Source organism: Scandinavium sp. M-37 (genome assembly GCF_043558715.1).
Lineage (GTDB): Bacteria > Pseudomonadota > Gammaproteobacteria > Enterobacterales > Enterobacteriaceae > Scandinavium > Scandinavium vulneris_A.
The window spans coordinates 18144-39716 of the sequence record NZ_JBIGIN010000019.1 but is presented as its reverse complement, the minus strand read 5'-3'; the positions used below and the strand labels follow the sequence as shown (position 1 = coordinate 39716).

The 21573-nt window shown below is 53.7% G+C and carries 21 protein-coding genes; 3 read left to right on the top strand and 18 right to left on the bottom strand.

All coding sequences use genetic code 11. The annotated features are described in order from the left end of the window. Positions 1–22: 22 nt before the first annotated feature. The gene (locus ACG0Z5_RS14750) at positions 23–589 is read left to right on the top strand and encodes an NADPH-dependent FMN reductase (RefSeq protein ID WP_394448498.1); all 567 of its coding nucleotides are present in this window, start codon (positions 23–25) and stop codon (positions 587–589) included. A gap of 55 nt (positions 590–644) precedes the next feature. Here ACG0Z5_RS14750 and adeP read toward each other — a convergent pair whose 3' ends face one another. Continuing rightward, the gene (gene adeP, locus ACG0Z5_RS14745) at positions 645–1982 is read right to left on the bottom strand and encodes an adenine permease AdeP (RefSeq protein WP_394448495.1); all 1338 of its coding nucleotides are present in this window, start codon (positions 1980–1982) and stop codon (positions 645–647) included. Between the two features lie 169 nt (positions 1983–2151). Here adeP and yieH point away from each other — a divergent pair, with 169 nt between their 5' ends. Further along, positions 2152–2817: a 6-phosphogluconate phosphatase gene (gene yieH, locus ACG0Z5_RS14740; protein WP_394448492.1), complete on the top strand. Its 666-nt coding sequence runs from the start codon at positions 2152–2154 to the stop codon at positions 2815–2817. Between the two features lie 70 nt (positions 2818–2887). Here the strand turns inward: yieH and phoU are convergent, their stop codons facing one another. The 5 genes from phoU to pstS form a co-directional block, all read right to left on the bottom strand. After that, a complete protein-coding gene (phoU, locus tag ACG0Z5_RS14735; RefSeq protein WP_097162475.1) occupies positions 2888–3613 on the bottom strand; it encodes a phosphate signaling complex protein PhoU in 726 nt (241 codons plus the stop codon). A gap of 137 nt (positions 3614–3750) precedes the next feature. After that, entirely contained in the window at positions 3751–4524 is a 774-nt protein-coding gene (gene pstB, locus ACG0Z5_RS14730; protein ID WP_319627301.1) for a phosphate ABC transporter ATP-binding protein PstB, read from the bottom strand. A 47-nt stretch (positions 4525–4571) separates the two neighbouring features. Continuing rightward, positions 4572–5462 (bottom strand): phosphate ABC transporter permease PstA, encoded by an 891-nt coding sequence (gene pstA / locus ACG0Z5_RS14725; RefSeq protein ID WP_394448488.1) that lies wholly within the window; start codon positions 5460–5462, stop codon positions 4572–4574. Beyond that, positions 5462–6421 (bottom strand): phosphate ABC transporter permease PstC, encoded by a 960-nt coding sequence (pstC, locus tag ACG0Z5_RS14720; RefSeq protein ID WP_394448485.1) that lies wholly within the window; start codon positions 6419–6421, stop codon positions 5462–5464. Before pstC ends, pstA begins: the two co-directional genes overlap by 1 nt. A 100-nt stretch (positions 6422–6521) precedes the next feature. Next, the gene (pstS, locus tag ACG0Z5_RS14715) at positions 6522–7562 is read right to left on the bottom strand and encodes a phosphate ABC transporter substrate-binding protein PstS (protein WP_394448482.1); all 1041 of its coding nucleotides are present in this window, start codon (positions 7560–7562) and stop codon (positions 6522–6524) included. Between the two features lie 328 nt (positions 7563–7890). Between pstS and ACG0Z5_RS14710 the strand changes: the two genes are divergently transcribed. Next, positions 7891–9444, top strand: a complete 1554-nt coding sequence (locus ACG0Z5_RS14710) for a methyl-accepting chemotaxis protein (RefSeq protein WP_394448480.1) — start codon at positions 7891–7893, stop codon at positions 9442–9444. Positions 9445–9502: 58 nt separating this feature from the next. Here the strand turns inward: ACG0Z5_RS14710 and glmS are convergent, their stop codons facing one another. The 12 genes from glmS to rsmG form a co-directional block, all read right to left on the bottom strand. Next, a complete protein-coding gene (gene glmS, locus ACG0Z5_RS14705; RefSeq protein ID WP_394448478.1) occupies positions 9503–11332 on the bottom strand; it encodes a glutamine--fructose-6-phosphate transaminase (isomerizing) in 1830 nt (609 codons plus the stop codon). Positions 11333–11518: 186 nt separating this feature from the next. Further along, entirely contained in the window at positions 11519–12889 is a 1371-nt protein-coding gene (glmU, locus tag ACG0Z5_RS14700; RefSeq protein ID WP_394448476.1) for a bifunctional UDP-N-acetylglucosamine diphosphorylase/glucosamine-1-phosphate N-acetyltransferase GlmU, read from the bottom strand. 544 nt (positions 12890–13433) lie between these two features. Then, entirely contained in the window at positions 13434–13853 is a 420-nt protein-coding gene (locus ACG0Z5_RS14695; RefSeq protein WP_319627308.1) for a F0F1 ATP synthase subunit epsilon, read from the bottom strand. Positions 13854–13873: 20 nt separating this feature from the next. Next, a complete protein-coding gene (atpD, locus tag ACG0Z5_RS14690) occupies positions 13874–15256 on the bottom strand; it encodes a F0F1 ATP synthase subunit beta (protein ID WP_154161134.1) in 1383 nt (460 codons plus the stop codon). Between the two features lie 26 nt (positions 15257–15282). Further along, the gene (gene atpG, locus ACG0Z5_RS14685; RefSeq protein ID WP_319627309.1) at positions 15283–16146 is read right to left on the bottom strand and encodes a F0F1 ATP synthase subunit gamma; all 864 of its coding nucleotides are present in this window, start codon (positions 16144–16146) and stop codon (positions 15283–15285) included. 50 nt (positions 16147–16196) lie between these two features. Continuing rightward, positions 16197–17738, bottom strand: coding sequence for a F0F1 ATP synthase subunit alpha (atpA, locus tag ACG0Z5_RS14680; protein WP_319627310.1), 1542 nt, complete (start codon positions 17736–17738; stop codon positions 16197–16199). 12 nt (positions 17739–17750) lie between these two features. Then, complete coding sequence (gene atpH / locus ACG0Z5_RS14675) at positions 17751–18284, bottom strand: F0F1 ATP synthase subunit delta (protein WP_319627311.1); 534 nt, start codon at positions 18282–18284, stop codon at positions 17751–17753. Positions 18285–18298: 14 nt separating this feature from the next. Continuing rightward, positions 18299–18769, bottom strand: coding sequence for a F0F1 ATP synthase subunit B (atpF, locus tag ACG0Z5_RS14670; RefSeq protein ID WP_319627312.1), 471 nt, complete (start codon positions 18767–18769; stop codon positions 18299–18301). A 34-nt stretch (positions 18770–18803) separates the two neighbouring features. Further along, the gene (gene atpE, locus ACG0Z5_RS14665) at positions 18804–19043 is read right to left on the bottom strand and encodes a F0F1 ATP synthase subunit C (RefSeq protein ID WP_000429386.1); all 240 of its coding nucleotides are present in this window, start codon (positions 19041–19043) and stop codon (positions 18804–18806) included. A 49-nt stretch (positions 19044–19092) separates the two neighbouring features. After that, on the bottom strand, positions 19093–19908 hold the full coding sequence (atpB, locus tag ACG0Z5_RS14660) for a F0F1 ATP synthase subunit A (protein WP_319627313.1): 816 nt from the start codon (positions 19906–19908) through the stop codon (positions 19093–19095). An 8-nt stretch (positions 19909–19916) separates the two neighbouring features. Further along, entirely contained in the window at positions 19917–20297 is a 381-nt protein-coding gene (atpI, locus tag ACG0Z5_RS14655) for a F0F1 ATP synthase subunit I (protein ID WP_319627314.1), read from the bottom strand. A gap of 616 nt (positions 20298–20913) precedes the next feature. Next, positions 20914–21537: a 16S rRNA (guanine(527)-N(7))-methyltransferase RsmG gene (gene rsmG, locus ACG0Z5_RS14650; protein WP_394448614.1), complete on the bottom strand. Its 624-nt coding sequence runs from the start codon at positions 21535–21537 to the stop codon at positions 20914–20916. Positions 21538–21573: the final 36 nt, after the last annotated feature.

The following is a 21573-nucleotide window of genomic DNA, read 5'->3' as shown; positions in this document are numbered from 1 at the left end:
GATGAAAAATAAAGGAGTAATCATGTCCGACGCGATAAAAGTTGTGACGTTATTGGGGAGCCTGCGCAAAGCTTCATTTAACGGGATGGTGGCGCGTACCCTGCCTGGCCTCGCGCCCGCAGGGATGACCATTTCTGCGCTGCCGTCGATTGGCGACATTCCACTGTACGATGCCGATATCCAGCAGGAAGAGGGTTTCCCGCCTGCCGTCGAGGCGCTGGCGGCGCAAATTCGTGATGCCGATGGCGTAGTTATCGTCACTCCGGAGTACAACTACTCGGTGCCGGGCGGGCTGAAAAATGCCATCGACTGGCTGTCACGTTTGCCTGAACAGCCGCTGGCCGGTAAACCGGTGCTGATTCAGACCAGCTCAATGGGCGCGATTGGCGGCGCGCGCTGCCAGTATCATCTGCGCCAGATTCTGGTATTCCTGGATGCGATGGTGATGAACAAGCCGGAGTTTATGGGCGGCGTTATTCAGAATAAGGTCGACCCGCAGACGGGCGAAGTGGTTGATCAGAGTACGCGCGATCACTTGAGCGGTCAGCTGACCGCGTTCGGGGATTACATCCGACGGGTTAAAGCGTAATAAAAAAGGCCGGGAAGCGAAAGCGCCCGGCCTTTTTCGTATCCGTCATCGCACCTTAGTGGGCATCGATGAACACAATCTTCAGGACGAACAGCAGGGCAACCACCACCACGCACGGGCTGAGATCGCGGAAACGACCAGTACCGATTTTCATCACGCAGTAAGAGATGAAGCCCAGCGCGATACCTTCGGTAATTGAGAAGCTGAACGGCATCATTACCGCCGTAATAAACGCCGGAACGGCTTCGGTCAGGTCTTCCCACTTCACGCGCGCCAGGCTTGAGGTCATCAGCACGCCAACGTAAATCAGTGCGCCAGCGGCGGCGTAAGGCGGCACCATGCCAGCCAGCGGTGACAGGAAAATCACCAGCAGGAACAGCAGGCCTACGACCACCGCGGTCAGACCAGTACGGCCACCGACGGACACGCCGGAAGAGGATTCAATATACGCGGTAACGGAAGAGGTGCCGATAAAGGAACCCGCCACGGACGAGATACTGTCGACGTACAGCGCCTGCTTCATGCGCGGGAATTTACCGTTTGCATCGCTGAGACCCGCTTTGTCGGTCACGCCAATCAGGGTGCCAGAGGAGTCAAACAGATTGACCAGCATGAAGGAGAAGATCACGCCCGCCAGGCCGAGGTTAAAGGACCCCGCCAGATCAACATGCCCGATCACCGAAGTGACATCCGGTGGCGTCGACACGATGCCGGTATAGTGCACATCGCCCAGCATCCAGCCCAACAGGGTGGTCACCACGATAGAGACCAGCACCGCCGCATGAATGTTACGCGACGCCAGAATCGCAATGATGAAGAAGCCCAGGATCCCCAGCAGTACGCTGTGAGAGGTCAGGTTGCCGATGCTCACCAGTGTGTCTTTATTGGCAACAATCACCCCAGCGTTCTTCAGGCCCATCATACCGATAAACAGACCGATACCGCTGGTGATGCCCACGCGCAGGCTCATAGGGATATTGGCAATCATCCAGTAACGCACGCGGAAAATGGTCAGCAGCAGCAGGCCAACGGCCCCCCAGAAAATCGCGCCCATCCCGACCTGCCACGGCAGGCCCATCGCCTGCACCACTACGAAGGCGAAGAAGGCGTTCAGGCCCATGGCCGGGGCCAGCGCAACCGGCAGGTTGGCAAACAGACCCATCATGATGCTACCGAAGGCGGCAATCAGACAGGTGGTGACGAAGACGGCGCTCGTGTCCATGCCAGCCACGCCCAGAATTTGTGGGTTCACAAAAACGATGTAAACCATCGTCAGGAAGGTGGTGAATCCGGCAATCACTTCCGTGCGGGCCGTCGTTCCGTGCTCGCGCAGTTTAAACACGCGCTGAAGCAGACCCTGACCTGACGTCTGGGTGGTTTGTTGTTGGCTCATCTTCTGGTTCCAAACTAAGGAGGGGAAAATTCGTCGCTATCCTATACCAAAATGCGACAATAGGGAGAGTAAGAGCACACTTTTTTTCATTGATTTTGCTTATACGGCAACGATTGCGTCGGGCAAAATGGATTACGTAAACGTTAAACTTGTGACAACAGGAAACGGCATGTCCAGTATTGAAGCGGTATTTTTCGACTGTGATGGCACGCTCGTCGACAGCGAAGTGATTTGCTCCCGGGCCTATGTCCACATGTTCCGGGAATTTGGCATCACCCTGGAGCTTGAAGAGATCTTTAAGCGCTTTAAAGGAGTGAAGCTGTACGAGATCATCGACACCATTAACGCCGAGTATGGCGTGAGTCTGCACAAAGAGACCCTGGAGCCGGTGTATCGCGCCGAGGTGGCTCGCCTGTTCGACAGCGAACTGGAAGTCATTGATGGGGCGAATGCGTTGCTCGACGCGATGACGGTGCCAATGTGTATCGTCTCCAACGGTCCGGTCAGCAAAATGCAGCATTCATTGGGCAACACCGGTCTGCTGCATCATTTTCCCGACAAGCTGTTTAGCGGGTATGACATTCAGGCCTGGAAACCCGATCCGGCGCTGATGTATCACGCGGCGAAAGCGATGAACGTCGACCCGGTGAACTGCATACTGGTGGATGATTCGAGCGCGGGCGCGATGTCCGGCGTGGCGGCGGGGATGGAGGTGTTTTACTTCTGCGCCGATCCGCATAATCAGCCGATCGACCATCCGAAGGTAACGACGTTTACCTCACTGGATGAGCTGCCAGGGCTGTGGAAAGCGCGGGGTTGGGAGATTACCCAGTAAATTTTCCCCACCCTAACCGGTTTTCCCCCTCGCCCCTTTGGGGAGAGGGTCGGGGTGAGGGGGGGGGGACTTATTCTTTCGGATCTTTGCCCGCCAGCAGCTTGTCCAGCTCGTCGCCGCCAACGTGACGGAAATCCTGTCCCTTCACGAAATAGAAGATGTATTCGCAAATGTTCTGGCAACGATCGCCGATACGCTCGATAGAACGAGCGCAGAACAGCGCGGTCAGAACGCTTGGAATGGTGCGGGAGTCTTCCATCATATACGTCATCAGCTGACGCACGATGCCTTCGTACTCCTGATCGACCTTCTTGTCTTCACGATAGATACGCACCGCTTCATCAAGATCCATGCGCGCGAACGCGTCGAGGACGTCATGCAACATCTGCACGGTGTGACGACCCAGCGATTCGAGGCTTACCAGCAACGGCTGATGCTGCTGTGAGAATTTCTCCAGCGCGGTGCGGCAGATTTTATCCGCAACGTCACCAATACGTTCCAGCTCGGCGATGGTTTTGATGATAGCCATCACCAGACGCAGATCGCTGGCGGTCGGCTGACGTTTAGCGATGATGCGCACGCAGGCTTCATCGATCGCCACTTCCATCATGTTGACCTGCTTATCGCCGTCGATAACGCGCTTGGCCAGTTCCTGATCCTGGTTGTGCATCGCGGTGATCGCATCTGATAACTGCTGCTCCACCAGCCCGCCCATGGTCATCACCTGAGTGCGAATATGTTCCAGCTCTGCGTTGAACTGGCCGGAAATGTGTTTGTTTAGATTTAGGTTGTCCATCGTTCCTCCATATGCCCAAAATATTTCTGGCTGTAGCAAGGCGGCAACTGCACGCATCCCCGGGAGCGTAGATAACTACGTGACCGGGGTGAGTAAAGGCAGCCAACGCGGGTACAGCCTGAAAGATGAAGGGCAAATCAACCGTAGCGGCCAGTGATGTAATCTTCAGTTTGCTTCTTCGCAGGCTTGGTGAACAGATCGTCAGTGTTGCTGAACTCAATCAGTTCACCCAAATACATAAACGCCGTGTGGTCGGAACAACGCGCGGCCTGCTGCATGTTGTGGGTCACGATAACCACGGTGTAATCCTGCTTCAGCTCGGTAATCAGCTCTTCAATGCGACCGGTGGAAATCGGGTCCAGCGCTGAGCATGGCTCATCAAGCAGCAGCACTTCCGGACGAATGGCGATGCCACGCGCGATACACAGACGCTGCTGCTGACCACCGGAGAGAGAATATCCGCTCTGATGCAGCTTATCTTTGGTTTCGTTCCAAAGTGCGGCCTTGGTCAACGCCCATTGCACACGCTCGTCCATGTCGGCACGCGACAGCTTTTCAAACAGACGCACGCCAAAAGCGATGTTGTCATAAATCGACATCGGGAACGGGGTCGGTTTCTGGAACACCATCCCCACTTTGGCACGCAGCAGGGCGATATCCTGGGTGTTAGTCAGAATATTATCGCCATCCAGCAAAATTTCGCCTTCCGCACGCTGCTCTGGGTACAGTTCAAACATTTTGTTGAACGTACGCAGCAGGGTGGATTTACCGCAGCCCGACGGGCCGATGAACGCGGTGACCTGGTTTTTGGCGATGTCCAGGTTGATGTTCTTCAGCGCATGGAACTTGCCGTAGTAGAAGTTCAAATCGCGAACAGCAATTTTACCCGGGGCAGTATCAACCATACTCATCTCAATCTCTTCCTTATTCGACGCCGCCTTTCGCCGCGCCGTAAAAATTAACCGTGTTTCTGCTTCGCGAAAATGACGCGCGCCAGAATGTTAAGCAACAGTACGCACAGGGTAATGATCAGCACCCCGGCCCAGGCCAGTTGTTGCCATTCGGCAAACGGGCTCATGGCAAATTTGAAAATGGTCACCGGCAGGTTGGCAATCGGCTGCATCATGTCGGTGCTCCAGAATTGATTGGAGAGCGCGGTAAACAGCAGCGGGGCGGTTTCACCCGCGATACGCGCCACCGCCAACAGCACACCGGTCATGATCCCGGAGATGGAGGCTTTCAGCGTAATCGCCGAAATCATTTTCCATTTCGGGGTGCCCAGCGCATACGCCGCTTCACGCAGGCTGTCCGGCACCAGTTTCAGCATGTTCTCGGTGGTTCGAATCACAATCGGCACCTGCAACAGCGCCAGCGCAATCACCCCCGCCCAACCGGAGAAGTGCTGCATCTTCGCCACCACAATGGTGTAGACGAACAGACCCACGACGATAGACGGTGCGGAAAGCAAAATGTCGTTGATGAAGCGAATCACTTCGGCAAGCCAGGATTTGCGGCCATATTCCGCCAGCCAAATCCCCGCCATGATGCCCAACGGCGTACCGATCACGGTCGACCACAGGATCAACAGGCCGCTACCGGCCAGGGCGTTGGCCAGCCCCCCGCCCGCCGTATTCGGCGGCGGGGTCATTTCGGTGAACAGCGCCAGCGACATGCCGTCGATGCCACGCGTGACGGTTGAGAACAGGATCCACACCAGCCAGAACAGGCCAAAGACCATGGTCGCCATCGATAGCGTCAGGGCGATGCGGTTTTTGAAGCGACGACGGGCCTGCATTTTGCGGCGGGATTCGAGCAGCGCTGCGGTGGTTTGCATTTCAAGAGTCGTCATTAGCGTGCCCCCTCGTTTTTCGCGAGGCGTTTAATCATCAGCTTGGATACGGCCAGAACGATAAAGGTGATCACAAACAGAATCAGGCCCAGTTCCATCAATGCCGCAACGTGCAGGCCAGATTCCGCTTCGGCAAATTCATTCGCCAACGCAGAGGTGATGCTGTTGCCCGGCATGTACAGCGAGGCACTGTCGAGCTGGTAGGTGTTACCGATGATAAAGGTCACCGCCATGGTTTCACCCAGTGCGCGACCCAGACCAAGCATGACCCCGCCGATGACCCCATTTTTGGTGAACGGCAGCACGATACGCCAGATGACTTCCCAGGTGGTGCAGCCAATGCCGTAGGCCGACTCTTTCATCATCACCGGGGTTTGTTCGAACACATCGCGCATGACCGCCGCAATGTAAGGAATAATCATGATCGCGAGGATAACCCCCGCCGCCAGTAGGCCGATACCGAACGCCGGGCCAGAGAACAGCGCGCCGACAAACGGGATAGCGGAAAGCACATTACCCACCGGCTCCTGGAAGTAGGTCGCGAACAGCGGGGCGAAGATGAACAGACCCCACATGCCGTACACGATACTCGGAATGGCGGCTAACAGTTCAATGGCGATACCCAGCGGACGCTTCAGCCAGTTCGGGGCCAGCTCCGTCAGGAACAAGGCAATACCAAAACTTACCGGAACGGCAATCAGCAGGGCAATAATCGAGGTGACCAGCGTGCCGTAAATTGGCACCAGCGCACCGTAGATATCATTCGGGGCATCCCACTCTTTGGTCCACAGGAACGAAAAACCAAATTTCTGAATGCTCGGCCAGGCGGAAACGATCAGGGAGATAATGATGCCGCTGAGCATCAATAGCACAATCAGCGCCGCCAGTTTTACCAGCACGCCGAAAATGATGTCACCCTTTTTACCCGGTGGGTTAAATGCAGGCTTGGTTGCAGCCATAAATTACTCTTCAGTTAAAGACGTCTTACGAATACGCCCGGTAGCGCTAACGCTGACCGGGCCTACAGTCGGAACTGTAATATTCGTCAAAAATATCCTGTTAGTACAGCGCTTTACCGCTGCTATCTTTCACGTTGGTTTTCCATGCAGCACGTACCTGCTCAACCACGCTGTCCGGCAGTGACGCATAATCCAGGGCGTTAGCTTCTTTGGCACCGTTTTTGTAGGCCCAGTCGAAGAACTTCAGTACTTCAGCACCCTGCTCCGGCTTCTTCTGATCTTTGTGAACCAGAATGAAGGTGGTAGAGGTGATTGGCCACACGTCGTCGCCTTTCTGGTTGGTCAGGTCCTGCGCGAAGGATTTGCTCCAGTCAGCGCCTTTGGCGGCGTTGGCAAAGCTCTCTTCGGTCGGGCTGACAGATTTGCCATCGGCGGAAACCAGTTTGGTGTAAGCCAGGTTGTTCTGCTTCGCGTAAGCATATTCAACATAACCGATTGAGCCCGGCAGACGCTGTACGAACGCGGCGATGCCGTCGTTGCCTTTACCGCCCAGGCCAGTCGGCCAGTTAACGGTTGAGCCTGCGCCGATTTTGGATTTCCACTCTTCGTTCACTTTCGCCAGGTAGCTGGTGAACACGAAGGAAGTACCCGACCCGTCAGCACGACGTACAACGGCGATGTTCTGAGAAGGCAGTTTTTTGCCCGGGTTCAGCTTGGCAATGGCTTCATCGTCCCACTTCTTGATTTTGCCCAGATAGATGTCACCCAGGGTTTTCCCGTCGAGCACCAGTTCACCGGATTTGAAGCCCGGCAGGTTAACTGCCAGCACGACGCCGCCGATCACAGTCGGGAACTGGAACAGGCCTTCCTGTGCCAGTTTGTCGTCAGACAGAGGTGCATCTGAAGCACCGAAATCCACGGTGTTAGCAGTTATTTGCTTCACACCACCGGAGGAGCCGATACCCTGATAGTTGACCTTGTTACCGGTCTCTTTCTGGTAGGTATCCGCCCATTTGGCATACACCGGCGCAGGGAAGGTTGCACCAGCGCCCGTCAGGCTTGCTGCTGCAAAGGCAGAGAAAGCGCTCATTGATAAGGTCGCGGCGACAACAGTTGCGACAGTGGTACGCATAACTTTCATAATGTCTCCTGCAGGATTTCGTAAATCGTTGTTTAAGTGGCTACGTTGAGCAAAATAGGACAAACAGGTGACAGTTAAATGTACGAATTATGACAGTTTTATGACATGGAAAATTTGCGTTAAATAATCTCTTTTTTCCATTTATTTTTCATGATGTTATGAATAATTGTGACATTTACTTGTCAGTGAAATTTTCTTTTTGTGACACTGCAAACGTTAGCTGAATATGACAGATTGTCATCTTAATAATGGTGAAAAAATCGACTTTAGTTTCTGCCGTTTCGACCGATGTTGTTAATAAGCCCGCAACATTTAATGGATAAAAACAGTGCTGAACAACCTTCGAGTCGTGACCGGAATCATTATCGTATTAACCCTTTTTTGCGTTTTACAGCTGGTCAGTGGGGGACTGTTCTACTCCGCCGTGGACGGCGATCGGCGCAACTTTCAAAAATCTGACATCCTGAATTCACAGCTGGAAAATCTGGGCGACAGCGTCAATACCCTGATTAAAACGCGTGTGACCATCAACCGCGTCGCCATTCGCTTTCTGAAAAACCAACGCGATCCGGATTCCCTGCGGGCCATTAATGAACTGCTGGGCACCGCCGGAAAATCGCTGGCCGAGGCCGAGACCTATTTCAGCCAGTATAAAAACCTGCCGCTGGTCGAAGGGCAGCAACAAGCGCTCGCCAGCGAAATGGAAAAAACCTACCGCCAAATGTCCGGGCTATTAAAATCCTCGATCGGTTTTTTACAGCAGGATAACTATGCCGCGTATGGCAATCTGGATGCACAGCAGGCACAGGATGCGATGGAAGCCAGCTACCTTCACTGGCGCGCCGAAAATACTACCCTGCTGCACGCGGCCACCGAAATGAACAAACAGGCGTTTACCCAGATGCAGTGGACGCTGGCAGGCATTTTTCTCGCGGTGCTGATTACCCTGGTTATCCTTTGGTTTGGCCTGCAAAATCTGCTGCTGAAGCCGCTGAAAGCGGTGGTGGAACATATTCGAATCATCGCCAGCGGCGACCTGACGCATCACAACCCGGCACGTGGATGCCTTGAAATCACCCATCTGGCGCAAAGCCTGGCGCATATGCAGCAGGAACTGGCGCAAACGGTGAACGCCGTGCGCAGCGGTTCCGATACCATTTACACCGGTGCCAGTGAGATTGCTTCGGGCAATAACGATCTCTCCGCGCGAACCGAAGAACAGGCGGCGTCGCTGGAGCAAACGGCCGCCAGCATGGAACAGCTGACGGCGACAGTGAAACAAAATACCGATAACGCCCGTCAGGCAGCGCAACTGGCCAGCACCGCATCGGACACCGCCGCGCTCGGCGGTCAGGCCGTGGGGAACGTGGTCGATACGATGCAGAAAATTGCGGAAAGCTCGCAGCAAATCGCGCACATCACCGGCGTCATTGACGGGATTGCTTTCCAGACCAATATCCTGGCACTTAATGCGGCGGTAGAAGCTGCGCGCGCCGGCGAACAGGGCCGTGGATTTGCCGTTGTGGCGGGGGAAGTTCGCACCCTGGCCAGCCGCAGTGCGCAGGCTGCCAAAGAGATTAAAGGCCTGATTGATACCTCAGTAAACCAGGTCAGTACCGGATCACATCAGGTCTCTGAAGCCGGAGAAACAATGAAGGAGATCGTACGCGCGGTTTCAAGGGTGAGCGATATCATGGGCGAAATCACTACCGCCTCGGAAGAACAGAGTCGCGGCATTGAACAGGTCAGTTTGGCGGTTTCACAGATGGACAGCGTGACACAGCAAAACGCCTCGCTGGTGGAACAGTCCGCTTCGGCATCGGCGTCACTGGAAGAACAGGCTGAGCAACTGCGCCTGGCCGTCGCCACTTTCCGCCTGTAAACCTTAGTCGAAAAGAAAAGCCCTGCGGATGCAGGGCTTCAGTGTATTACTCAACGTCTTACTCAACCGTTACGGATTTCGCCAGATTGCGCGGCTGGTCAACGTCGGTGCCTTTGATCAGCGCCACGTGATAGGCCAGCAATTGCAGCGGCACGGTGTAGAAGATAGGGGCAATCACCTCTTCCACATGCGGCATCTCGATGATGTGCATGTTATCGCTGCTGTTGAAACCGGCATCCCGATCGGCGAAGACATACAGCACGCCACCACGGGCACGCACTTCTTCGATGTTGGATTTCAGTTTTTCCAGCAGTTCATTGTTCGGGGCAACCACGATAACCGGCATATCGGCGTCGATCAGCGCCAGCGGGCCATGTTTGAGCTCGCCTGCGGCATACGCTTCCGCATGGATGTAGGAGATCTCTTTCAGCTTCAGCGCGCCTTCTAGCGCAATCGGATACTGATCGCCACGGCCCAGGAACAGCGCGTGATGCTTGTCGGAGAAATCTTCCGCCAGCGCTTCAATGCGTTTATCCTGCGACAGCATTTGCTCGATACGGCTCGGCAGCGCCTGCAGACCGTGCACGATGTCGTGCTCAATCGCCGCGTCCTGACCTTTCAGGTTAGCCAGTTTCGCCACCAGCATCAGCAGAACGGTCAGCTGCGTGGTGAACGCTTTGGTGGACGCCACGCCGATTTCGGTGCCTGCGTTGGTCATCAGCGCCAGGTCGGACTCACGTACCAGCGACGACCCCGCCACGTTACAGATGGCCAGCGAGCCGAGATATCCCAACTCTTTCGACAGACGCAGAGCCGCCAGAGTATCCGCCGTCTCACCCGACTGGGAGAGGGTGATCATCAGGCTATTGCGGCGCACCGCCGATTTGCGGTAGCGGAATTCAGACGCGATTTCGACATCACACGGAATGCCCGCCAGCGATTCAAACCAATAACGCGAGACCATCCCGGAGTTGTAGGACGTGCCGCAGGCCACAATCTGAATATGCTCGACGTTGGCCAGCATTTCATTGGCATTCGGTCCCAGCTCGCTGAGATCGACTTGCCCGTGGTTGATGCGCCCGGTCAGGGTATTTTTAATCGCGTTCGGTTGCTCGTAGATCTCTTTTTGCATGTAGTGGCGGTAGATGCCTTTATCACCCGCGTCGTACTGCAGATTCGATTCGATGTCCGGGCGTTTCACCTGCTCACCGGATTTGGCAAACACGGTCACGCTGCGACGGGTCACTTCCGCGATATCGCCTTCTTCAAGGAAGATGAAGCGACGGGTCACCGGCAGTAAAGCCAGCTGATCGGAGGCGATAAAGTTTTCGCCCATGCCCAGACCAATCACCAGCGGACTGCCTGAACGGGCGGCCAGCAGGGTGCTCGGGTCACGGGTATCCATGATAACGGTGCCGTAGGCACCACGCAGCTGCGGGATAGCCCACAGTACGGCTTCACGCAGCGTACCGCCCTGTTCCAGCTCCCAGTGAACGAGGTGAGCAATCACTTCGGTGTCGGTTTCTGAGACGAACACATACCCGCGAGACTGCAGCAATTCGCGCAGCGGCTCATGGTTTTCGATGATGCCGTTATGTACCACCACGATGTGGTCGGAAACATGAGGATGGGCGTTGCCTTCTGACGGCTCGCCGTGAGTCGCCCAGCGGGTGTGCGCGATACCGGTGCCGCCATGCAGCGGATGGTCTTCCGCCGCCTGAGCCAGCATTTGCACTTTACCGAGGCGACGCAGACGGGTCAGATGCCCTTCGCTGTCGACCACTGCCAGACCGGCAGAGTCGTAACCACGGTATTCCAGACGACGAAGCCCTTCGAGAAGGATTTCAGCAATATCACGCTGCGCGACTGCGCCAACAATTCCACACATAGTTAGATTTCCTGATATGGCACGATGCCATGCGTTGTCGCTGACCTGTATTTCCGGTTTTTTCCGGAGCCCCGAGCCTTGTAGAGAGTGGGGTTATTATTTTAGTTACTGCCGTTGGGCGGGGGATTATGTTATCCCCTCAACCCCTGTCTGCCTGATGACGGCTACGCCTTATCAGGCCTACAATTATTTCTTCTTCACCGGACGTTGCCAGCCTTGCTTATGTACCTGTGGCACGCGGCTTAACACTAACTCATTGTCACCCACGTTGCGGGTCACGGTGGTTCCAGCGGCGATCGTGGCACCGTTACCGATGCTAACCGGGGCCACCAGCTGGGAGTCGGAGCCGACAAACACATCGTCACCGATTACGGTTTTGAATTTATTCGCGCCGTCATAGTTACAGGTGATGGTCCCGGCGCCGATATTCACGTTGTCACCAATCTCCGCATCGCCGAGATAGCTCAGGTGACCGGCTTTCGAGCCTATACCCAAACGCGCTTTTTTCATTTCGACAAAGTTGCCGACGTGCGCGCCTTCCAGCAGTTCAGCCCCTGGACGCAAACGAGCGAACGGGCCGATAGTGCAGGCAGCATGCAGGTGTGCATCTTCAACGACGCTGTACGGACTGATTTCGCAGTCATCGCCAATCACACTGTTTTTAATCACGCAGCCAGTGCCAATTTTCACGCGGTGGCCGAGCGTCACGTTGCCTTCAAGGATAACGTTAGTATCAATTTCAACGTCGCGCCCGTGCGTCACATTGCCACGCAGGTCAAAACGCTGTGGGTCACGCAGCATTACACCCGCTAACAGCAGCTTTTCAGCCTGCTCACTTTGATACACGCGCTCAAGACGCGAGAGCTGCAGGCGGTTGTTAACGCCTTCGACTTCACTCAGCCGTGCCGGATGAACGGCGGCAATTTCACGCCCTTCCTGGTACGCCATGGCGATGATGTCGGTGATATAAAACTCGCCCTGTGCATTGCTGTTATCCAGCTTGCTGAGCCAGCGTTTGAGGTCTGCGCCACCGGCAATCAGGATCCCGGTATTGATCTCCTGAATTTCACGCTGCGCATCGGTGGCATCTTTGTGCTCAACAATCCCGGTCACCAGCCCATTCTCACGGGTGATACGGCCATAGCCGGTCGGATCGTCAAGCTTCACGGTCAGAAGGCCAATTCCACCCTGCGGTTTCGCGGCACGCAGGCGCTGAAGCGTCTCAATCGAAATCAACGGCACGTCGCCGTACAGCATCATGATGTCTTCATCATCGGCAAAGAACGGCGCAGCCTGCTGCATCGCATGTCCGGTGCCGAGCTGCTCAGCCTGGAGTACCCAATTAAGGTTGCCTTCGCTGAGGGTTTGCTTCAGGAGTTCGCCGCCATGTCCGTAGACCAGATGAATCTGAGACGCACCTAATTCATCAGCAGCATCAATAACATGCTGAACCATCGGTTTGCCCGCTAGCGTGTGCAACACTTTTGGGAGACTGGAATACATGCGAGTACCTTTGCCAGCGGCAAGGATTACTACGCTCATCGCACTGTTTGACATACGCATCCTGACAGGTGTTTGAGTGAGAAGTTAAAACCTTTCGCATTGAAATATCTACATATTTTTCGTCATGAAATGGAATGCAGAGAAAACGTTCAACGTGAAAGTCTAAACGGGTTTTATGGCACTATTTTCAGCTATCGTAGCGTGCTTTGTCTCGAAAAAAAGCCCCATAATCTGAAGATTAGCCGCTATGTTGCTGCTTTGGCTGTTCTTTTGAAGCCTGAATCAAGAATACGTCGGGAGGCTGAAAAACAAAAAGGCCGCCATCAGGCGACCTATTTATATTCTTTTTGTACAACAATACAGAGGCTTAGAGGCTCAGGTTGCTGAACATTGCGATGATTTTATGAAAGCGTTTCATTTTGATTCCTGCATAGCACATTGAAATGTGATCTAACTCACAAAACAAAGTCTACGCCGGGTTTTTAACCCGTGCAACAATTTTGTGACACATATCACACTTAAGGGTTACATCAGGAATTTTACCCAACAAAAAAGCCAGCCTGGAAACCAGACTGGCTTTTGTACTTTCAAGCCGGTGTTACATCGCTTTTTTGGTCAACTCGATAACGCGCAGTTTGGCGATCGCTTTGGCCAGTTCCGCAGACGCCTGAGCGTAATCCACATCGCCGTGAGAGCTGTTAATGTGCTCTTCCGCTTTGCGTTTCGCTTCCAGGGCTCGCGCTTCGTCGAGATCCTTGCCGCGGATGGCAGTATCAGCCAGTACGGTTACGTTACCTGGCTGAACTTCCAACACACCGCCGGACAAGTAGATGAACTCTTCATGTCCGTGCTGCTTCACGATGCGAATCATACCAGGCTTAATGGCGGTGAGCAGCGGGGCGTGACCCGGGAAAATACCCAGTTCACCTTCGCTACCCGTTACCTGGATCTTTTCGACCAGACCGGAGAACATTTGGCTCTCCGCGCTGACGACGTCCAGGTGATAAGTCATTGCCATGTCACCCTCCGATTAAGGCGTTAAAGTTTTTTAGCTTTCTCAACGGCTTCGTCGATAGTGCCAACCATGTAGAACGCCTGCTCTGGCAGATGGTCGTATTCGCCGTCCATGATGCCTTTAAAGCCACGGATGGTATCTTTCAGCGAAACGAACTTGCCCGGAGAACCGGTAAAGACTTCTGCAACGAAGAATGGCTGGGACAGGAAGCGCTGAATCTTACGCGCACGTGCTACCACCAGTTTGTCTTCTTCGGACAGTTCGTCCATACCCAGGATCGCGATGATGTCTTTCAGTTCCTGGTAACGCTGCAGGATGGACTGAACGCCACGCGCGGTGTCGTAGTGCTCCTGACCAACAACCAGCGGATCCAGCTGACGGCTGGTGGAATCCAGCGGGTCAACGGCCGGGTAGATACCCAGAGACGCGATCTGACGGCTCAGTACCACGGTTGCATCTAAGTGAGCAAAGGTGGTGGCTGGTGATGGGTCAGTCAAGTCATCCGCAGGTACGTATACCGCCTGAACAGAAGTGATGGAACCGGTCTTGGTGGAGGTAATACGCTCCTGAAGAACACCCATCTCTTCAGCCAGAGTTGGCTGATAACCTACCGCAGAAGGCATACGACCCAGCAGCGCTGATACTTCAGTACCGGCCAGGGTATAACGGTAGATGTTATCGACGAACAGCAGTACGTCACGGCCTTCGTCACGGAATTTCTCAGCCATGGTCAGGCCGGTCAGTGCAACGCGCAGACGGTTTCCCGGTGGCTCGTTCATCTGGCCGTACACCAGGGATACTTTATCCAGTACGTTGGAGTCGGTCATTTCGTGGTAGAAGTCGTTACCCTCACGAGTACGCTCACCCACGCCCGCAAATACGGAGTAACCGGAGTGTTCGATAGCGATGTTACGGATAAGCTCCATCATGTTGACGGTTTTACCCACACCCGCACCACCGAACAGACCCACTTTACCGCCTTTCGCGAACGGACAAATCAGGTCCATTACTTTGATGCCGGTTTCCAGCAGTTCCTGAGAGCTGGACAGCTCTTCATAGGAAGGTGCTGCACGGTGAATCGCCCAACGGTCTTCTTCGCCAATATCGCCTTTCATATCGATTGGCTGGCCCAGTACGTTCATGATACGACCGAGCGTTGCTTTACCTACCGGGACTTCGATTGGGTGCTCGAGGTCTTTAACTTCCAGACCACGACGCAGACCGTCGGAAGAACCCATTGCGATGGTACGCACGATACCACCACCGAGCTGTTGCTGAACTTCCAGCACCAGGCTCTCGTTACCATTCTGAACCTCAAGAGCATCGTACACGCGCGGTACGGCATCCTGAGGGAATTCGACGTCAACCACGGCGCCGATTACCTGGACAATTTTTCCAGTAGCCATCTTGAATCCTCTACGAATTAACCTGGTTATACCGCGGATGCACCACCGACGATTTCGGTGAGTTCCTGAGTAATGCTGGCCTGACGAGCTTTGTTGTATACCAACTGCAGCTCTTTAATCAGGCTGCCGCCATTGTCGGTCGCGGCTTTCATCGCCACCATACGTGCGGCCTGCTCGCTGGCCAGGTTTTCTACCACGCCCTGATAAACCTGAGATTCGACATAACGACGCAGCAGGGTGTCCAGCAGCGCTTTCGGATCAGGTTCGTACAGGTAATCCCAGGATTTACGCTTCAGATCCTCATCTTCTGATGCCGGCAGCGGCAGCAGCTGAGTAATGGTCGGAACCTGAGACATGGTGTTAATAAATTTGTTGCTGACAACGTACAGCTTGTCCAGACGGCCTTCATCGTAGGCCTGCAACATCACTTTTACCGGGCCGATCAGTTCGGACAGGGAAGGGTTATCACCCATGCCTGTTACCTGAGCAACCACGTTACCGCCAACGGAACTAAAGAAGGACACGCCCTTAGAGCCGATCATCGCGAGTTCGCTCTGAACGCCTTTATCGGACCACGCCTTCATATCTGCCAGCACTTTTTTGAACAGGTTAATGTTCAAACCGCCGCACAGACCACGGTCAGTGGACACCACCAGGTAGCCCACGCGTTTAACGTCGCGTTCTTCCAGGTAAGGGTGCTTATATTCCAGATTACCGGTGGCAAGGTGACCAATCACTTTGCGCATGGTATCAGCATAAGGACGGCTGGCTGCCATGCGTTCCTGCGATTTACGCATTTTGGACGCGGCGACCATTTCCATCGCTTTAGTGATCTTCTGCGTGTTCTGGACGCTTGCGATCTTACTACGTATCTCTTTTGCGCCGGCCATGAGCTTCTCCTCAATGCCTCGCGGCCTGCCCTAAGACAGGCCGCCAGACGTTACCAGGACTGGGTTGCTTTGAAGGAATCGAGGATGCCTTTCAGCTTGCCTTCGATTTCGTCGTTATAGCCACCGGTCTGGTTGATTTCTTGCATCAGCGGAGCGTGGTCACGGTCGACGTAAGCCAGCAGAGCGGCTTCGAAGCTACCGATTTTCGCCAGTTCCACATCTTCGAGGTAACCGCGTTCAGCCGCGAACAGAACCAGACCCTGCTGTGCAACAGACATTGGGGCATATTGTTTCTGTTTCAGCAGCTCGGTCACTTTCTGACCGTGGCTCAGCTGTTTACGGGTTGCTTCATCCAAGTCGGATGCGAACTGAGAGAACGCAGCCAGTTCACGATACTGTGCCAGTGCGGTACGAATACCACCGGACAGTTTCTTGATGATCTTGGTCTGAGCAGCACCACCAACACGGGATACGGAGATACCCGGGTTAACTGCCGGACGAATACCGGAGTTAAACAGGTTGGTTTCCAGGAAGATCTGACCATCGGTAATGGAAATTACGTTAGTCGGAACGAACGCGGAAACGTCGCCAGCCTGCGTTTCGATAATCGGCAGCGCAGTCAGGGAACCGGTTTTACCTTTCACTTCACCGTTGGTGAATTTCTCAACGTATTCCGCGTTTACGCGGGATGCGCGCTCCAGCAGACGGGAGTGGAGGTAGAACACGTCGCCCGGGAATGCTTCACGTCCTGGTGGACGACGGAGCAGCAGGGAAACCTGACGGTAAGCAACAGCCTGTTTGGACAGGTCATCGTAAACGATCAGCGCATCTTCACCGCGGTCGCGGAAGTATTCGCCCATTGCGCAACCGGCATATGGCGCCAGGTATTGCAGTGCAGCAGATTCAGACGCGGTCGCAACCACAACGATGGTGTTGGCCAGAGCGTTATGCTCTTCCAGTTTACGCACCACGTTAGAAATGGTGGACGCTTTCTGGCCGATAGCCACGTACACACATTTGATGCCGGAATCACGCTGGTTGATGATCGCATCGATTGCCATCGCGGTTTTACCGGTCTGACGGTCACCGATGATCAGCTCACGCTGACCACGGCCGATTGGAATCATCGCATCGACGGATTTATAACCGGTCTGAACAGGCTGATCGACGGACTGACGTTCGATTACGCCCGGTGCGATAACTTCGATTGGCGAGAAGCCATCGTTATCAACCGGACCTTTACCGTCAATAGGTGCACCCAGGGTGTTCACCACGCGGCCTAACATGCCACGGCCAACCGGAACTTCGAGAATACGGCCAGTACACTTAACCTTCATGCCTTCGGCCAGGTCAGCGTATGGACCCATCACAACTGCACCTACGGAGTCGCGCTCCAGGTTCAGTGCGATAGCGTAACGGTTACCCGGAAGGGAAATCATCTCACCCTGCATACAATCGGCCAGGCCGTGGATGCGGATAACACCGTCACTTACGGAAACAATAGTACCTTCGTTGTGAGCCTCGCTCACAACATTGAACTGAGCAATGCGCTGCTTGATCAGTTCGCTGATTTCGGTGGAATTCAGTTGCATGCTCCAGTCCCCTTAAGACTGCAAGACGTCTGCAAGGCGTTCAAGACGGCCGCGTACGCTACCATCAATGACTGTATCACCCGTGCGGATGATAACGCCTGCCATTACAGACTTATCGATTTTGCAATTCAGCTTAACTTTGCGTGACAGACGTTTTTCCATCGCGGCAGTGATTTTCGCGAGCTGTTCGTCACTCAGTGCGGATGCAGAAGTCACTTCGACTTCAGCGGTCGCTTCACTCAGCGCGCGTAAATGCGCGAACTGCTCAAGAACATCAGGGAGCGCTTTCAAACGACCATTTTCAGCCATCACCCGAACCAGGTTCTGACCGTTGGCGTCCAGCTGCTCACCGCAGATTGCGATGAACGCATCTGCGAGCGTTTCCGGCGCCAGGGCGCCAGAAAGTAACTCTGCCATTTGGTCGTTTTTGGTGACCTCGGCGGCGAACGCCAGCATATCTTGCCAGCTGTCTACGCTCTGGTTTTCGACCGCAAAGTCAAAAGCTGCTTTGGCGTAGGGGCGAGCTACCGTTACAAATTCAGACATCAGCCCCTCCCTCCTTACAGTTCAGCGACAAGTTTATCCACGATGTCGCTGTTAGCAGCTTCATCCACGGAACGTTCGATGATCTTCTCGGCACCAGCAACAGCCAGAATCGCGACCTGCTTGCGAAGTTCTTCGCGAGCACGTTTACGCTCGGCGTCGATCTCAGCCTGCGCCTGGGCAACGATTTTGCTACGTTCCTGTTCTGCTTCAGCTTTCGCTTCATCCATGATCTGAGAACGACGCTTGTTAGCTTGTTCAATGATCACCTGGGCTTCCGCTTTCGCTTTTTTCAGCTGGTCGGTCGCGTTGGCCTGTGCAAGGTCCAAATCTTTCTTAGCGCGTTCTGCAGAAGACAGTCCGTCAGAAATTTCTTTCTGACGTTTTTCGATGGCTGCCATTAATGGCGGCCATACGTACTTCATGCAGAACCAGACAAAGAGAACAAACGCGATGGCCTGGCCGAGGATTGTTGCGTTCATGTTCACAGCACAATACCTCTTAAAATTTGATGACTACTTACTACGCGACAGCAAACATCACGTACAGACCCAGACCTACAGCGATCATTGGGATAGCATCCACCAGACCCATAACGATAAAGAACTGAGTACGCAGCAGAGGAATCAGATCCGGTTGACGCGCTGCGCCTTCCAGGAATTTGCCCCCGAGGATGCCGATACCGATCGCAGCACCGATTGCCGCCAGACCCATCATCACAGCGGCAGCCATGTACAGCAGATCCATATTCAGGTTTTCCATGACAGTCTCCAGTTTGTTTCAGTTAAAACGTAGTAGTGTTGGTAAAGAATCAGTGCTCTTCAGACGCCATCGACAGATAGACGATCGTCAGAACCATGAAGATAAAGGCTTGCAGCGTAATAATCAGGATGTGGAAAATGGCCCAAGGCACATTCAGAATCCACTGTGACCACCACGGCAGAAGACCCGCGATCAGAATGAAAATCAGCTCACCCGCATACATGTTGCCGAACAGTCGCAGACCGAGAGAAACCGGCTTAGACAGCAGGCTGACGCCTTCCAGGATCAGGTTGACCGGAATAAACGCCCAGTGATTGAACGGCTGCAGGGTAAGCTCTTTAACAAAGCCGCCAACGCCTTTCATTTTGATGCTGTAGAAAAGAATCAGGATAAACACGCCCAGCGCCATAGAGAGGGTGATATTCACGTCCGCAGACGGCACCACGCGCAGAGCAGGCAGACCAAAAATATGCTCGCCGATGAAAGGAAGCAGGTCGATTGGCAACAGGTCCATCAAGTTCATCAGGAAGACCCAGACAAACACGGTCAGCGCCAGTGGAGCAATCAGTTTGCTCTTACCATGGTACATGTCTTTGACACTGCCATGCACGAAGCCAATGACCATTTCGATGGCCGTCTGGAATTTCCCTGGAACTCCACTGGTTGCACGTTTTGCAACACCGCGGAATATGGCCAGGAACAACAGACCCAGCACCACCGAGAAGAACATGGAGTCAATGTTGAGCGTCCAGAAGGTGGCCGGGGGGTTATGCGGATCCACCAGCGAGAAAGTACGCAGATCAAGCTGAAGGTTATTCAGGTGATGACCTATGTATTCCTGCGGCGTCATATTTTCTGAAGCCATGATGCCTTTTACCCTTTGTTGTTGATTACAGCTGGTGCCAGAACTTGTACCACCAGCACCAAAACCCACGTCACTATCAGCGGCACAAATACCGCTTTAACAACCGCCAGCGCCACCGCAAGGAGGGCAAAGGTCAGCAACACCTTAAACACTTCGCCGAAGGCGAAAGACCAGGCCACTCGGCCTTTGGCAGGTGTATGCGCCTGATGACGCCAGGCAAAAATCATAAACAATGCATTTGGCACGACTACCGCCAAACCTCCACACACTGCGGAGATGCCCCAGAAGGGGTCTTTGAGGCAGAACAGCAATCCACTTGCTGTGACTGCCAGAAGCTGAATGAACAGAAGCTTACGAGCAACGTTTCTACTCAAGAGCGACACAGACATCACGTATTTACTCCTGCTCCCTTCGGGGTATGTCGCGTGTCGTATAAAACGTTCTTTGAGGCTCAGAGTCAAGCAGCAAAAAGCGGACAAATTATACGGTGACGCCCCGTGAATTCAAACAATAAGTAGCGAAAAGGTGAATAAATGTTTAAATAATTTTCAGCCTGCCTGTTTTTGGACTTTTCACCAAACTGTGAACAATCAGGCAAAACTGCAAACCACGCGAAAAACCGGGCATAAAAGCGTGCATCCGATCACAAAAAAAACATTCTTACGCGCATCGAAATGATGGTCATAAAAAATCCCGCGAATTCATCTTTCTGAATTCAATAACAAATTTTTGAGACTCTTTTTAAAACAGCCCCATACACCCTAAAAACCTTTCATTGACATTTTTAATAAAGATTTAACATCAAAAAGCTATTCATGAAGTCGATTTTTAGCAGGCTGATATTTTCGCTGTTGACTATCTCGCCGGTTAAGCAAATAACGAAATGTGAACAAAATGCAAAAAAGCAGTGACCGCCGCGTTAAATGTAACTAAACGTATCACTGCTTTCATCACCGCGTTTTAACACTTAACGGGGCGTTGAAAAGCCACTTTTTTTGATAAAGATTAAATTTTTGTTGGCTTAATTTTCACCAAATGACGCTCGCCTTCTAGCTGAGGAACGGTGAGCTTAACTATCTCTTCTACCGAAAATTGCGCCGGTAACTGCGCTATCTCATCTTCAGGCACCAGGCCCTTCAGCGCATAAAAACGCCCCTGCTCCGCTGGCAGATGATGACACCAGTTCACCATATCCGTCAGAGAGGCAAATGCGCGGCTGATAACGCCATCGAACGGCGGCTCAGCGGGGAATTCCTCCACACGGCTCTGCACCGGTGTCACGTTGTCCAGTTTCAGCTCATGCTGAACCTGACGCAGAAAACGCACGCGCTTTCCAAGGCTGTCCAACAGAGTGAACTGCGCCTGAGGCAGAACAATTGCCAATGGAATGCCTGGCAACCCTGGGCCAGTGCCGACGTCAATGAAGCGTGTTCCCTGCAAATGCGGTGCGACGATGATGCTGTCGAGGATGTGACGCACCAGCATCTCGTTCGGATCGCGCACCGAGGTCAGGTTGTACGCTTTATTCCATTTGTGGAGCAGTTCGACGTAAGCCACCAGCTGCTGTTGCTGGTGATCGGACAACGAAATGCCTGCTTCTGCGAGCAGACGAGAGAGTTTGTTGAGCACGGTGAATACCTGTTGAGCTGCGGTTGACGGGGTCAT

Excerpts from the sequence above, each read along its gene's own strand:
- ACG0Z5_RS14750 (WP_394448498.1), top strand. The coding sequence starts at position 23 with ATGTCCGACGCGATAAAAGTTGTGACGTTATTGGGGAGCCTGCGCAAA.
- adeP (WP_394448495.1), bottom strand. The coding sequence starts at position 1,982 with ATGAGCCAACAACAAACCACCCAGACGTCAGGTCAGGGTCTGCTTCAG.
- yieH (WP_394448492.1), top strand. The coding sequence starts at position 2,152 with ATGTCCAGTATTGAAGCGGTATTTTTCGACTGTGATGGCACGCTCGTC.
- phoU (WP_097162475.1), bottom strand. The coding sequence starts at position 3,613 with ATGGACAACCTAAATCTAAACAAACACATTTCCGGCCAGTTCAACGCA.
- pstB (WP_319627301.1), bottom strand. The coding sequence starts at position 4,524 with ATGAGTATGGTTGATACTGCCCCGGGTAAAATTGCTGTTCGCGATTTG.
- pstA (WP_394448488.1), bottom strand. The coding sequence starts at position 5,462 with ATGACGACTCTTGAAATGCAAACCACCGCAGCGCTGCTCGAATCCCGC.
- pstC (WP_394448485.1), bottom strand. The coding sequence starts at position 6,421 with ATGGCTGCAACCAAGCCTGCATTTAACCCACCGGGTAAAAAGGGTGAC.
- pstS (WP_394448482.1), bottom strand. The coding sequence starts at position 7,562 with ATGAAAGTTATGCGTACCACTGTCGCAACTGTTGTCGCCGCGACCTTA.
- glmS (WP_394448478.1), bottom strand. The coding sequence starts at position 11,332 with ATGTGTGGAATTGTTGGCGCAGTCGCGCAGCGTGATATTGCTGAAATC.
- glmU (WP_394448476.1), bottom strand. The coding sequence starts at position 12,889 with ATGTCAAACAGTGCGATGAGCGTAGTAATCCTTGCCGCTGGCAAAGGT.
- ACG0Z5_RS14695 (WP_319627308.1), bottom strand. The coding sequence starts at position 13,853 with ATGGCAATGACTTATCACCTGGACGTCGTCAGCGCGGAGAGCCAAATG.
- atpD (WP_154161134.1), bottom strand. The coding sequence starts at position 15,256 with ATGGCTACTGGAAAAATTGTCCAGGTAATCGGCGCCGTGGTTGACGTC.
- atpG (WP_319627309.1), bottom strand. The coding sequence starts at position 16,146 with ATGGCCGGCGCAAAAGAGATACGTAGTAAGATCGCAAGCGTCCAGAAC.
- atpA (WP_319627310.1), bottom strand. The coding sequence starts at position 17,738 with ATGCAACTGAATTCCACCGAAATCAGCGAACTGATCAAGCAGCGCATT.
- atpH (WP_319627311.1), bottom strand. The coding sequence starts at position 18,284 with ATGTCTGAATTTGTAACGGTAGCTCGCCCCTACGCCAAAGCAGCTTTT.
- atpE (WP_000429386.1), bottom strand. The coding sequence starts at position 19,043 with ATGGAAAACCTGAATATGGATCTGCTGTACATGGCTGCCGCTGTGATG.
- atpB (WP_319627313.1), bottom strand. The coding sequence starts at position 19,908 with ATGGCTTCAGAAAATATGACGCCGCAGGAATACATAGGTCATCACCTG.
- atpI (WP_319627314.1), bottom strand. The coding sequence starts at position 20,297 with ATGTCTGTGTCGCTCTTGAGTAGAAACGTTGCTCGTAAGCTTCTGTTC.